9 protein-coding genes are annotated in these 13,889 nt (G+C 62.7%); 1 reads left to right on the top strand and 8 read right to left on the bottom strand.

Annotated features, from left to right (window positions below):
* Positions 1-181 precede the first annotated feature (181 nt).
* The 6 genes from JK213_RS01290 to JK213_RS01265 all read right to left on the bottom strand — a co-directional run bounded on the left by JK213_RS01290 (position 182) and on the right by JK213_RS01265 (position 6,538).
* Positions 182-1,126, bottom strand: coding sequence for a TIM44-like domain-containing protein (locus tag JK213_RS01290; RefSeq protein ID WP_194261534.1), 945 nt, complete (start codon positions 1,124-1,126; stop codon positions 182-184).
* Entirely contained in the window at positions 1,126-2,457 is a 1,332-nt protein-coding gene (locus tag JK213_RS01285; protein ID WP_194261533.1) for a TldD/PmbA family protein, read from the bottom strand. The genes JK213_RS01290 and JK213_RS01285 overlap by 1 nt, the downstream gene beginning before the upstream one ends.
* Complete coding sequence (locus JK213_RS01280; protein ID WP_194261532.1) at positions 2,454-3,719, bottom strand: pitrilysin family protein; 1,266 nt, start codon at positions 3,717-3,719, stop codon at positions 2,454-2,456. Before JK213_RS01280 ends, JK213_RS01285 begins: the two co-directional genes overlap by 4 nt.
* A 63-nt stretch (positions 3,720-3,782) precedes the next feature.
* Positions 3,783-5,183 carry a threonine synthase gene (thrC, locus tag JK213_RS01275; RefSeq protein ID WP_194261531.1) on the bottom strand — a complete coding sequence of 467 codons (1,401 nt, stop codon included), beginning with the start codon at positions 5,181-5,183 and terminating at the stop codon, positions 3,783-3,785.
* A gap of 23 nt (positions 5,184-5,206) precedes the next feature.
* Positions 5,207-6,190 (bottom strand): hypothetical protein, encoded by a 984-nt coding sequence (locus JK213_RS01270; protein WP_194261530.1) that lies wholly within the window; start codon positions 6,188-6,190, stop codon positions 5,207-5,209.
* Between the two features lie 48 nt (positions 6,191-6,238).
* Positions 6,239-6,538: a hypothetical protein gene (locus tag JK213_RS01265; RefSeq protein ID WP_228125346.1), complete on the bottom strand. Its 300-nt coding sequence runs from the start codon at positions 6,536-6,538 to the stop codon at positions 6,239-6,241.
* Between the two features lie 177 nt (positions 6,539-6,715).
* Between JK213_RS01265 and JK213_RS01260 the strand changes: the two genes are divergently transcribed.
* The gene (locus tag JK213_RS01260) at positions 6,716-8,398 is read left to right on the top strand and encodes a tetratricopeptide repeat protein (RefSeq protein WP_194261528.1); all 1,683 of its coding nucleotides are present in this window, start codon (positions 6,716-6,718) and stop codon (positions 8,396-8,398) included.
* On the opposite strand, the gene JK213_RS01255 is transcribed toward JK213_RS01260, so the two are convergent.
* Together JK213_RS01255 and mutS are read right to left on the bottom strand one after the other, a co-directional pair.
* A complete protein-coding gene (locus JK213_RS01255) occupies positions 8,379-11,228 on the bottom strand; it encodes a [protein-PII] uridylyltransferase (RefSeq protein ID WP_194261527.1) in 2,850 nt (949 codons plus the stop codon). The genes JK213_RS01260 and JK213_RS01255 overlap by 20 nt on opposite strands.
* Positions 11,225-13,867, bottom strand: a complete 2,643-nt coding sequence (mutS, locus tag JK213_RS01250) for a DNA mismatch repair protein MutS (protein ID WP_194261526.1) — start codon at positions 13,865-13,867, stop codon at positions 11,225-11,227. The genes JK213_RS01255 and mutS overlap by 4 nt, the downstream gene beginning before the upstream one ends.
* Positions 13,868-13,889: the final 22 nt, after the last annotated feature.

The following is a 13,889-nucleotide window of genomic DNA, read 5'->3' as shown; positions in this document are numbered from 1 at the left end:
ATGACGACGGATGTTGATCTTGCCCGCAAGCGGCGACTGAGCCGGATTACGGGGATTGTCAGCGGCGTGGTGCTGCTGGCCGTGATTTTTTACGTGATTACGCTGACGCGGCTTTAAGAAGCGTTCAGGCAATAAAAAAGGCCCGGGGTTATGCCCGGGCCTTTTTCGTTTGAGGCGCTTTTCAGCCTGCCTGCTGGATGGCGGACAGGATCCAGTTGCCGCGACCATCGGCCCGAACGAAAGTCCAGAGTTCTGTTACGGTCACGGGTTCGGTGGAACTGCCGTCAATGACATTGCCCATGGAGTCCGTCGTAACGTCTGTCATGGCGTAACGCATGGCGACGGTGGCGTAGGTCAGATTGCCTTCACGCCAGGCTTCGGAGAGATCACCGCGCTGGAACTGGACGTTGGACACGATGTTCCGTGCGCCCCGGCTGGCCAGTTCGGAAAGCTGGGCGTTGAAATAGCCCGTCATTTCCGGAGTGGCCATGCTGGCAAGCGCACGTATGTTCTGTGCGCTCCAGGCCGCCTGAATGTCGAGCAGAAGCCTCTGGAAGCTCGTATAGTCGTCATTCGTGAGCGTCACGGGTGTGCTGCCGCCGTTATTGCCGAAAGGCGAGGCCCCTGCGGGCATTCCTGTGGAACTGGCGCCCATCTGGTTCTGACGGCGATTGCCGAACAGACGCAGTACAAAAGCAATCAGGCCGCCGATGATCAGAACCTGAAACAGGAAGCCGAAGAACGACGTTCCGCCTGTCATGCCGCCCATCATGCCGTGACCGCTGAGGAGACCGAAAAGCCCCGCGCCCAGAAAGCCGCCCGCAAAGCCGCTCAGGAACGGATGCCGGACCGGATAGGACGGTCTGTAGGCCGGAGCACCGTAACCCGGCATCGGACGGGCCCGAGCGGCATAGCCGGGTGCGCCGCCGTAATTGGGCGAGGGACGCGGGGTTGCGGACTGGTCCATCGGGCGCGCCCAGCCGGGCGTGATGGACGTGCGCGGCGGGGCGCTCCAGGTGTGGGAGCCGCGGCTTCCGATGGAGCTGCCGCCGCCCGGACGCGCATCTGCCGTTCCAAGAAGGCAGAAGACCGCGAAGGCGATGGGGAGAAGTCGAAAATTACGCATCAAAGTCCTGCAATGTTCATGCCGTCGATCCGGATGCTGGGCGCATTCACGCTTTGCCGGAAGATCAGGTCACTGCCCGGAACCATGCGGGCAAACATGTCTTTCAGATTGCCCGCAACCGTGAGTTCGGCGACGGGTTCGGCAATCTCGCCGTTGCGGATCATGAAACCCGAAGCCCCACGGCTGTAATCGCCGGTCAGCATGTTGACCGATGAGCCCATGAGTTCGGTGATCAGGATTCCTTCACTGATATCGGAACGCAGGGCGTCGGAAGAAAGGGTTCCGGCTGCGAGATGAAGATTTGTCACACTTGGGGAAGGCGGAGAGGCGACCCCACGGCTGGCACGACCGTTTGTAGGCATGTTGAGCTGGCGACCGCTGCGGGAATCGAGCAGCCACGTCTGAAGGACGCCATCTGCGATCAGGTCCAGCGGCAGGGCGGCACAGCCCTCAGCATCGAACGGACGGGACGCCGCGCCCCGGATGCGGCGCGGATCGTCATGCACAATGAGGCCAGCGGAGAGGATCTGCTTGCCAAGGCTGTCCTTGAGGAAGGACGTTCCGCGAGCGATGGCCGCGCCGTTGATGGCGCCAACCAGATGACCAAGCAGTGATGCGGAGACGCGAGGGTCGTAGATGACGCTGTAAGTGCCTGTACGGGGGCGGCCGGGATTGATGCGAGCCAGAACCCGCTCGGCAGCTTCGCGTCCAATAGCGATCGGGCTTTCGAGGTCTTCCAGATGTACGGCACTGCGATACGCATAGTCGCGCTGCATCGTCGCCCCTTCGCCAGCAAGAACGCTGGCGCTGGTGGAATGAGCAGTGCGGCTGTAAGCGCCGAAGAACCCTGCCGAAGTACCGAGTGCGACCGAGGTCCGGCCGTGCCCGGCGGAGGCGCCGTTGGTGTTGGTGATGCCTGCAAAAGACAGTGCAGTATCCTCAGCTTCACGGGCGCGGGCGAGCAGGTCGTCCATGCTCGGCGAGGAACTGCATTCGAGATCCAGTCCGGCGGCATCGAAACGGCCCTGAAGGGCGGATTCGGCCAGTCCGGCATACTGGTCTTCGGGAATGACGAGGGCCATGGCGCAGGCCTGTTCGGCCAGACGGTCGAATTCGGCCTCGTTCAGAACGCTTGTCGAAACCGTGGCTGCGCGTTTGCCGCGAAAGACGCGCAGCCCGAGCGCGATGCTTTCGGAGCGCTCGATGCCTTCGGGGACGCCCTTGCGGATGAGCGCGGATTCAGATTCGTCACGGATGAAAATGGCATCCGCGTGATCTGCGCCGTGGCGGCGGGCCGCGGCGAGGAGGGCTTCGACGGGCGTTGTGGTCATGCGGCAAGCCTTGCTGTGATGTCCTCCAGAGAGGGCATGGTGCCGACGGGGCCGATCGCGGTGAAGGTCGGCGTGCCGGAGAAAATGGTACGGGCCACGCGCAGGATGTCGGCTTCCGTCACGGCGTCGATTTTCGCAACGGTCTCGGAAGTCGGGACCGGGCGGTTATGGACCTGGATCTGGCGGGCAAGCTGTTCGCAGCGGCTGCCGGTGCTTTCCAGCGACATCAGAAGCGAGGATTTGAGCTGGGCGCGGGCGCGGGAGAGTTCCGCTTCGCTCAGACCGTCCTGAAGACGCTTGAGTTCGTCGATCATGACGGGAACAAGTTCGGCAGCCTGATCCTCGCCCGTACCAGCATAGAGGCCGAACAGGCCGCTGTCGCTGAAAGGGGACGCGAAGGAATAGACGCTGTAAACCAGCCCGCGCCGCTCACGGATTTCCTGAAACAGGCGCGAAGACATACCGCCGCCAAGCAGGGTCGAGAGGATCATGACCGCGTAATGGTCGGGGTGCAGGTAGCTGACCGAGGGGAAGCCCATGACGAGATGGGCCTGATCCAGTTCTCGCGTCGTGCGGAGTTCGCCGCCCTCATAGGCCGCGGCACGGGGGCGGGGCGTCTGGTGGGATGGCAGATCGCGGAAATGCTCCTTCACCAAGTCCACGACGTCCTGATGGTGCAGGTTTCCGGCGGCGGCGATGGTGATATTGTGGGTGGTGTAGTGTTCGCGCATGTAGGACATGAGCGTGTCGCGCGTCATGCTCGACACGAGCTCTTCCGAGCCCAGTGTGGGGCGGCCCATGGGCTGTTCGGGGAAGGCGCGTTCCTGAAACTGGTCGAAAATAATGTCGTCGGGGGTGTCGTTGGCCTGACCGATTTCCTGAAGGATCACGCCGCGTTCGCGCTCGATTTCGGCATCGAGGAACGTGCTGTGGGTCAGGATGTCACCGATGATGTCCACGCCCAGAGCCAGATCGTTCTTGAGCAGCTTGACGTAATAGGCCGTGGTTTCGCGGGCCGTGTAGGCGTTGATGTAGCCGCCCACGTTCTCGATATCTTCTGCGATCTGCGCGGCGGAACGACGCTCGGTGCCCTTGAAGGCCATATGTTCGAGGAAGTGGGAGACGCCGTTATTGGCAGCGGTCTCGTCGCGTGTGCCGATGGAGACGTAAGCTCCGAAAGACACGGTTTCAACGCGGTCCATCCGTTCGGTGATGATGGTCAGGCCGTTATCGAGGCTGGTGACTTCAATCGTATCGGGCATGAGGTTCCGTAATGTCGAAGGAAGGCAGGCTCCCCGGATGGAGAGCCTGTGTTTTTCTGAAGATCAGGTGTGTTTGATATGAGCGCGGACAGCGTCCTGAAGACCAGCGATCTGACTGTCCATGCACTCGTAACGCTCGGTGCGCTCGAACAGGTCGGACAGGTGCGGCGGCAGTTTGGGATGAATGCCGGTAGCAGCGGTGACGGCATCCGGGAACTTGGCAGGGTGCGCCGTGGCGGCTGCGACCATGGGGATGCCGGGTTCCTGAAAACGCTTGCCCACGGCGAGGCCGATCGCGCTGTGCGGGTCCGCGAGATAGAGGCTCTCGTTATAGAACAGGCGCATGGCTTCGCTGTTTTGCTCGTCGGTGAGGGTCATGCCCTCGAAGACGTCCTTCATACGGGTCCAGGCGTCGTGCGGGACGGCCATGCGACCAGTCTCGCGGAACTCGCGCATGATGGCGGCGCAACGCGTGGAATTGCGGTCCAGCAGTTCGAACAGCAGGCGCTCGAAATTGGACGAGACCTGAATGTCCATCGATGGTGACAGGCTTGGTTCGACAGTACGCACGCTCATATCGTTGTCGATGACGAAGCGCGTCAGAATGTCGTTGCGGTTGGAGCCGATGCAGAGCTTTTTGATGGGAATGCCCATCTGCTTTGCGGCCCATGCGGCGAGGACATTGCCGAAATTGCCGGTCGGGACCGAGAAGGAGACTTCGCGGTCCGGAGCGCCAAGCGCTAGAGCTGCGCGGACATAATACGGGATCTGGGCGGCGATACGGGCCCAGTTAATCGAATTAACCGCTGAGAGCGAGACTTCGTCACGGAAAGCGTGGTCGGCGAACATCGCCTTGACCAGATCCTGACAGGTATCGAAATCGCCCTCGACGGCAATGTTGAGGATGTTGTCGTCCTGAACGGTCGTCATCTGGCGCCGCTGGACGTCAGAAGTGCGGCCCTTGGGATGCAGGATGACGACGGAGAGGCGTTCGCGGCCACGGCAGGCTTCGATGGCGGCCGAGCCCGTGTCGCCGGAGGTCGCGCCGACGATCGTAACATGGCGGTTGCGCTGGGTCAGGACGTGATCGAACAGGCGGCCGAGCATCTGCATCGCCATGTCTTTAAAGGCGAGCGTGGGGCCGTGGAACAGTTCGAGGGAGTAGAGGTCCTGCTCGACTTCAACCAGCGGGACGACGGCGGCATGGTCGAAACCGGCATAGGCGTCCCGCGTCATGTCGCGCAGGGTGTCGACGTCGATGGCGCCTTCCGTGAAGAGGGCGATGACTTCTGCGGCGAGGTCCGGATAGGAGAGCGCACGCCATTCGCGCAGGGTCTGCGGGCTGATCTTCGGCCAGCTCTCCGGCATGTAGAGACCGCCGTCTCCCGCAAGGCCAGCGAGAAGGATGTCAGAGAAATTCGGGGCGTCGGCGGTCAGCTCGCCGCGGGTCGATCGGTAGCGCATGGGGGATTTTATATCACGTCCTGTCAGGGCAAGGCGATGCGAAGAATGTGCGTTTTGCCATCTTCCGTCGCGAGCACGGCCATCTGGTGGCTGTCGGAGACTGCGGGCGCGCCTGCATCATAAAGACGAGGGTCTGTCAGTATCCGCAGGGGAATACGGTCAGTGCCGAATTTCAGGATGCTGCCGACGGTAATGTCGGAAAGGTAAAATATGTTGTCCGGCGTCAGGGTTTCGCCGCCAATGCCAGGGGTTGTCCGCCATTCAGTAATGCCGTCAAGCTGCTCGACGGGGGTGAACTCCGTGTCGGTCAGTAGAGCGGTGTCGATGCGGGACATTGGGCCGCAGGCGGGTTGATAGAACAGCCACTGGCCTTTTGCATCCAGAAGCAGGAAGCGCACATTGCCACCTGCCATGGGGCGGCCATCTGGTCCCATCCGGGGCTGGCCAGCGCGCAGGAGCGGATGACGCCCGGTGAGAGAAGGATCATAGGACAGGAAACGCTTTGCGTTGCCAGTCTTGAGATCAACCGCGACGAGAGCAGGTTTGCCTTCGTCGGCCAGATAGGCCTGTGTGCCGTGAACCTGAAGCGCGACAAGATTGCTGCCCGCAATCGCGGCACCTGTCAGCGGGAGGCGGGACTGGGCTGCTCCATCCGGGGACATGCGGATGAGGGTGGGAGTTTTCTCTGTCGAAAGACCCCACAAATCATCGCCTGCGGTCGCAAGCACGCTCAGCGGTTCGGTGGGAACGTCAGGGCCGGACAAGGGAGTCGGCGTGTTGGTGGCGTCGATCCGGACGGGATGTCCGCTGGCATCAAGAGCGAGATAGGTTCCGTTCTTACCTGCAAGCAGCGCGGTGGATCGAAGGCCGGGGAGTGCTGCGTCGGCTGTAATGGAAGCCTGAGTGGGAGAGTCCTGCCAGGGGTGATCCGCTCTGGCGGGAGAGGCGCTCAAGGCCAGTGCCGCCAGCCCTGTTGCGGCGGCGACGTGCAGGAGACGGGTTTTCATAGGACTGACATTGCCTTGCCGGACGCATTTGGCAAGGATGAAGTGGACTCAGGAGTTCGCTTCGGTTTTCTGTTTGAGAGTTTTCGGAGGTGCCGGAAGGGGCCCCTGACCATCAGCAATCGGGCTCTTTATCGGTCCAGCAGCATTGCTAAGCGCGGACGGGGCAGGCTTGGGATTGGAGAGCCAGGGAGAGAGTTCCTGTTCAATCGGGAACAGGACTGCGGCATGCATGAGCAGCGCGGCTTCGACGGTCAGGCATTCGATGGACCAGCGATTGTCTGGCATACGGGAGATATAGTGGCCGGAAGCCGTACGGCGTACTTCGATGGGGAATGTTCGGGTGGTCATACCCTGTCGGACAGTCGCGTACACCAAGCCCGGCACAGGACCGGTTCGTTGCTCAAGATGCATTGCTGAAAAACCTCTGCTTCTGTCTCGGACTTACAATATTGACCAGAGAATCGTGAAAACTTCGTTAACACTATCTTTGGGAATTTTTAGGATTTTCCGGAGCACGAAGAATTGATGACAGTGCTATTTTCTTCTGACCCCACAGAAACTGCTTTCGCCTGTTTCGACGCAGGAGACCTCTCAGGCGCGGAGGAGGGCTTTCGCGTCATTCTGACCACCGAACCGGGCCAGCCGGATGCTCTGCACGGTATGGCGTGTCTCGCCCGAGCCCGCGGGCAAAGTGCTACAGCAGTCGCCTTGGTGGGGCGTGCCTTGCAGAAATCCGCTGTTTCTCCCGATCGCAGGGCACGGATGCACATAACGCTGGGCCTGGCCTTGCTTGAACAGGGTCATACTGAGGCGGCGCGGGCAGCATTGCATGTGTCCGTACTATTACAGCCTGCCGATCCGCGTGCCCACGCTGCGCTTGCGGAGGCCCTTGCAGGGCTGGGGCGTCGAGGCGAAGCGCGGAAGGCTTTGCAGAAAGCAGCGGGTCTGCTGCTAGATAAAAGTAATGTGAGAACCCGAATCGGGGAACTTTTTCTCGATGACGGTTTGGTGGTGCAGGCGGTCGAAGAGTTCCGGCAGGTCGTGCGCGACAGGCCCGGTGACGGCGCAGCGCTGGCCAATCTGGGTGCCGCTCTTTTCGCTGGAAATGCTTTCGATGAAGCAGGAGACGTTTTGTTGCGGGCCTGTGAACTCGGGGCTGGGACGGCGGAGACTCTTAACAGTCTTGGCCTTGTGCAGATGGCACGGGGCGAGCTTGCGGCGGCGTACAGCACATTAGGGCAGGCGTTGGAGTTACGTCCTTCGGATGCACGGATTGCCAACAATCTTGGCACGATCCTGATGGAAATCGGGCGCGTGGAGGATGCGGACGCTCTGTTCCAAATGATCATGGCCCGTGAAGCGGGGGAAGAAGCCGAGCGGGCGCGCTTCAACCGGGCGACCGTTTTATTGGGGCAGGGACGGTTCGCGGAAGGTTGGCCGGACTTTGAAAGCCGCCGCTCGCTTCTGGGGCTGGCTTCGGAAAGTCCGCAATGGGATGGCGCGGCGGGAGAGGAGCCTGTTGCAGTCGTGGGAGAGCAGGGAATGGGCGACGAGGTCCAGTTCCTGCGGTTTCTGAGAGAGGCGGCGCGGCTCCGTCCGTTGCGTCTGCGGTTCCGCACGGCCGCGCTGGCGGGGCTGATGCCAGACCTGGATCAGGGGCGGATTCTACCAGCGGAAGGGCCTGTGGCGGCGGAGATCAGCCTGTTAAGTCTGCCGGCTGTTCTGGAGCTTGAAGCGCCACCTTGTACTGAGCCCTATCTTGCGGTTGGAGAAAAGTCTGAGGCGGGGCGCATCGGACTCTGCTGGTCGGGAAATCCGTCCTACCGCTTTGATCGCAGACGCTCGGTTCCGACCGGATGTCTGGAGGCTTTGCGACAGCTTTCCGGGATACGGTTTGTGGCGCTTCAGCCCGGCGATGCGCCGGAATGGATGGAGCGCCTGTCGCTTGAAACTTCTGAAGATCTGGCGCGGGAAGTGGGGCGATGTGCGTTGGTGATCAGTGTGGATACGCTGGTGGCGCATATGGCAGGAGCATTGGGGCGTCCGCTCTGGCTGCTGAACCGTGAAGGCGGAGACTGGCGCTGGAAAGACGTGAACTGGTACCGCGATGTCCGTCAGTTCCGCCCGCCCGCCGGAGCGGGCATCGCTGAAGGATGGTCGATTGTGTTGAAGGACGTGGCCGCGGCGCTCAGTTTGCGGGAGCGGTGACCGGAGGGCTTGTGAGGGACGCCAGCAGGGTCTCGCGCAGACGGGTAAGGCGGACCGGATCGGTGATTTTCAGGCCCAGCAGGTCCCGCACATAGAACACGTCCACGGCGCGCATGCCGTAGGTCGTGATGTGGGCCGAGGAAATCTGGAGGGACTGGCTGCTAAGCGTTGATGTGATGTCGTGCAGCAGACCGGGACGGTCGCGACCGTTGACCTCGATAACGGTATGACGGTCCGAAGCCGTGTTGTCGATGACGACGCGGGGAGGCACATGAATGGCGCGCATCCGGCGCGAGGTGCTGTGGTGGCTGGCGTCTTCGATGCCCTTGCGGATGTCGAGGCGCCCTGACAGTGCCTGTTCCACGAGATGGTTGAGGCGCCCGAGTTGATGAGGCTCCTCGAAGGAACAGCCTTCTCCGTCCTGTACCCAGAATGTGTCGAGCGCCATGCCGTCGCTCAGCGTGTGAATGCGGGCATCCACGATGGAGGCCCCGGCGACCGCGAGCGCCCCCGCAATCTGTGAGAAGAGGCCCGGATGGTCGGCGCAGAGGACGGTGAGTTCGGTAACGCCGCGTTCTGGGATCGGGAAGGCTTCGACCGTCACAGGAGAGCGATATCGGTCCGAGTCGTGGACCATGCGGGCATGGCGCATCTGGGTATCGGTGTCGAAGCCGAGCCAGTAGCTCGGATAGCCGAGTTCCAGAAAGCGTTCGATGCTGCTTTCTGGCAGCGTGCCAGTGAGGCCATCCCGGGCCAGGTCCCGGGCATGGTTGACGCGGCTGTCGCGTTCGGTGGCAGCCAGTCCGCCTTCCAGAACCTCGGCAACGCGGGAGAAAAGCTCGCGCAGAAGCGTTGCTTTCCAGGCGTTCCAGACTTTTGGGCTGACGGCGCGCATGTCGGCGATGGTCAGCAGAAGCAGCAGGCGCAGGCGTTCGGGAGACTGAATGGTGTCGGCGAGGTCGAGAATCGTGCGAGGATCGTCGATGTCGCGGGTGAAGGCGGTCTGGGAAAGCAGAAGGTGGTGCAGGACCAGCCAGGAGACGGTGTCGGTTTCTTCAGGGTCGAGTCCGAGTTGTGGACAGATCGTCAACGCAAGATCGGCACCGATTTCGGAATGGTCGCCGCCGCGTCCCTTGCCAATATCGTGGAGCAGAACCGCGACGTAGAGCGCGCGGCGGGAGCGGAGGTCGCTGGCCAGCGTATAGGCCAGCGGGATCTCGTCCGCCATGCGACCGGCTTCAATCTGACCCATCATGCGCACGGCTTCGACGATATGCTCATCGACCGTATAGATATGATAGCTGTCGAACTGCATCTGCCCGACAACACGGGACCAGTCCGGAAGGAGACGGCCGAGAAGGCCGGTTTCGTTCAGGATCGGGAGCCAGAACGGTACGGCTTTGGTGTCGTCCGCACTCGGCTCGCAGAGCAGATCCAGAAAGATTTTTGCAGTCTCGGGATCGTCACGCAGGGTCACGGCATGGCGTTCGTTGCGGATGATCTGCTGCATTGCGATGGGATGCAGCGGCAGGTCGTGACGACGCCCGCAATCGAGCAGGCGAAACATCTCGCGGGGCTCGTCTGCGAAAGTGACGGGCTCGATCGGACAGATGCGCCCGGCGATGGTCTGGAACTCTTCGGGTCCGGGAACGATTTTGGGCGGCTCGCCGGTGGTCTGATCCTGAAGATGCATCAGCACAACGGGTTGCAGCACGCTGGTCAGGCGCATGACGTCGCGGGCGGTCAGGAAGTAATGCCGCATGAAGCGTTCAACACCGCGCTGTCGGCCGTGCGTTGCATACCCCATACGACCGCCGATGACGGGCTGGACATCGAAGGTCAGGCGTTCTTCTGCGCGGCCGGTGATGTAGTGCAGATGCAGACGAACGGTCCACAGGAAGTCCCACGAGCGGCGAGCACGGTGTGCTTCACGTTCCGTCAGCAGGCCGAAAGACGCGAAGGACGGCGTCTGGGGTGCTTCGGCGGGTGCACCGTTGCGGTCCGGTGTCGAGACGGCACAGCCTAGAGCTGCACGACCCATCCAGTTCAGGGTTTGCAGATCCCGCAGGCCGCCACGGCCTTCCTTGATGTTGGGCTCAACCATGTAGGGGTTGTCGCCGAAGCGGCGGTGACGCTGCTCGCGTTCGCCGATCTTGCCCATGACGAAGTCGCACAGACGATCGTTTTGGAGATCAGCGCCCAGAGCGCAGCGCAGATTGCGGGCGAGGGCGCGGTCACCATGCAGGAAACGCAGATCCAGCAGGGCGGTGCGGATCGTCAGGTCTGTGTCGGCATCGCGGACGCATTCTGTGATGGAACGCGTGGCATGACCAACGCGCAGGCCAAGATCCCACAGGGCGTAAAGAATGAACTCGATCCGCGCCGTCATGGCCGCGGAAGGATCACCCGGGATCAGGAACAGGATGTCGATGTCGCTGAAGGGGGCGAGCAGGCCCGCGCCGTAGCCACCGGTGGCGCAAAGGCAGAGTGTTTCGCCGGGAGCACCGTGTTTCTGCGCAGCGAGGTCGGCCAGCGCGCAGACCATGTCGTCGGCCTGATGGGCGAGCGCACGGGCGGCATCGATTCCCGAGATCCGGCGCTTTTCAAACTGGTAGCGGACGGAAGCGTTCCCGCTGCCGAGATGCCGCCGCAGGATGGAGAGCACGGCTTCGCGGCTTGTCTGGCCCTGTTCCGCAGCCGTATCGAGAGCGCTCTGCAGGGAGGAGGCCGGGTCATACGGGAGGGGGGCGGTTCGGTCAGACAGGGGCTTATCCGTATCGTCAGCGAAGGAAAGAGGGAGAGTTTCGCCCCAGAAAGAGTTTTCTTTCAAGTGCCGTTTCCTGAGGCAAGGCGTTTCAAAGAGTATAACGCATCCAGCGCGTCCCGGGGAGAGAGATCGTCGGGGTTCAGGGCGTAGAGTGCGTCCTCCAGCGGAGTGGGTGCGGGAGGTGTGGCAGGCGCAGCCGACTCTGGTTCCGCAACCGCTTCAAACAGCGGTAGAGACGATCGGGAATCGGCCTGTTCGCGCTCGAACTGGGTCAGAAGACGGCTGGCACGGTTGATGACTGAGGCCGGGATTCCCGCCAGTTTTGCGACATGCAGGCCCCAACTCTTGCGGGCCGCACCGGGGCGGACCTCGTGCTGGAAGATGACCTCGCCGCGCCATTCCTTCACGGCCATCGTGTAAGGCGCGAGGCGGGGCAGGAAGTCGGTCAGCGCGCCGAGTTCATGGAAATGTGTGGCAAAGATTGTCCGCGAGCCAAGCTGTGTGTGCAGGGCTTCGAGCGTAGCCCATGCGATGGACAGACCGTCGAGGGTTGCGGTGCCCCGCCCGATCTCGTCCACGACCACAAGCGATTTTGGTCCGGCCTGATTGAGAATCGCGGCTGTCTCGGTCATTTCGACCATGAAGGTGGAGCGGCCCCGGGCAAGATCATCCGCGCCGCCAACGCGGGAGAACAGACGGTCCACGACACCGATCTGCGCGGATTTTGCCGGGACAGGCAACCCCGCCTGAGCCAGGATCACGGCCAGTGCGGTTTGTCGCAGGAAGGTGGATTTGCCCGCCATGTTCGGCCCTGTGAGCAGCATAGCGCGGTGTTCGGGCGGCAGGGCGCAGTCATTGGGGATGAAGCGGGCGTCCGCGCTTCCCGACTCGGCCAGCGCAGCTTCCACAACCGGATGTCGGCAGGCGACAAGACTGAACTCCGTGCCATCCGTGACAACGGGGCGGCACCATGATCCACCTTCGGCGAGCAGACCGCAGGAGCGCAACACGTCGGCGAGGGCGAGGAACTCCGCCACCTCATCAAGGGCCGGGGTTTGGAGAATGCGGGCGCAGAGTTCGGAGAAGATGCGGCGTTCCAGCGCAGAGGCTCTGTCGGCGGCTTCGAGGATCGCACGATCCAGACCGGCAAGCTCTTCGGTGGAGAAGCGGGCGAGACTGGCAGTCCCCTGGCGGAACGAGAGTTCGGGGTTGTCGCGCAGTTTCGCGCCAGCCGCGGACGGGACTTCGATGACGTAGCCAAGCTGGGCGTGGTGTTTGATTTTCAACGTTGTGACGCCGAATTTTTCAGACAGTTCGCCCTGCATGGCGGCAATGATGCGCCGGCTTTCGTCACGCAACCCACGATAACGGTCCAGTTCCGCATTGTAGCCGGGCGCGATGAAGCCGCCGTCTTCGATGCGGGCGGGCAGGGTTTCGGCGACAGCGGCCTGAAGCTGTTCCAGCAAGGTATCGGCACGGCCGTACAGACCAGCGGTGAGCGTGCGGATCAGCGTGGGCGTTGACGCATCGCAGGCAGGCTGGAACAGAGCTGTTATGTCGTTGGCGGCGATCAGCGTGTCGCGGATGGCGGCGAGATCGCGCGGCTGCCCACGCCCAGCGGAGATGCGGCCAAGGGCACGGGCAGGATCGGGCGTGCGGCGCAGAATATCGCCCAGCGCACTGGACAGGTCGGGAATAGACTGGAGCCAGAGCCAGCCATTCTGGCGATCCGTGATGGCGGTGGCATCCGTCAGCGGAGAAGCGAGCCACTGGGCCAGAAGACGCGAACCTGCGGCTGTAGCGGTGCGAGTGACAGCGCCGAGAAGGCTGTGTTTCGTCTCGCCGTCACGGGTGCGGAGGATGTCGAGGCTGGCGCGGGTGGCGGGATCAATGCCCAGCACACCGTCCGTGCCCTGCGGAATGGGACGGGAGAGGCGCGGAAGCGCTCCGGCCTGACTGCGCTGGACGTAGTTCAGGGCAATGGCGCAGGCAACGGCCTGTTCGGGCGGAAAGTCTCCGAGGGCATCGATCTGCGCCACGCCATAGGCGCGGGCGACGAGGGTGCGGGCGCTGTCGAGCGTGGGCGGGACGGCCACGGGAGCCAGTCGGCTCGCATAGTCGGGGGCAAGCAGGTTGGGTTCGGACAGGATTTCGGCGGGGTCAAGCCTTGCCAGAAGTTCCGGCAAAGCGGCATCGCTGACCGAAGCTGTCTCGAAGGCCCCAGTGGAAATATCGATCCAGGCCGCGCCGATCGTTTTTGCGCGTTTTTCCGGGCTGCGGGCGAGGGCGAGCAGGAGATTGGCGCGTCCGGCTTCGAGCAGTTCGTCTTCGGTCAGGGTGCCGGGGGTGACGACGCGGACAATGGCACGGGCGAGCGGGCCTTTCTGGGGCTTCTCGCCCTTTTTCGGCGGGGTCTGCGTCTGTTCAGCGACGGCGACGCGAAAGCCGCGTCGGATCAGCCGCGAGAGATAGGCGGGGGCGGCCGCGACCGGGACGCCACACATGGGGATCGGCTCGCCCTGATGTGTGCCGCGGGCTGTCAGTGCGATGTCGAGCGCCATGGCGGCGGCCTGTGCGTCGGCGAAAAACAGCTCGTAGAAATCGCCCATGCGGAAAAACAGCAGAGCATCGGGTTCGCGGTGTTTGAGATCGAACCACTGGGCCATCGCGGGGCTGGCGTTTTCGGCGGTAGGCAGGGGCATGAAAGTGCCGATGGGTCCGGTC

Source organism: Gluconobacter sp. Dm-44 (assembly GCF_018256175.1).
In the GTDB taxonomy this organism is placed as follows: Bacteria; Pseudomonadota; Alphaproteobacteria; order Acetobacterales; family Acetobacteraceae; genus Gluconobacter; species Gluconobacter cadivus.
This window is presented reverse-complemented; position numbering and strand designations above follow the sequence as displayed.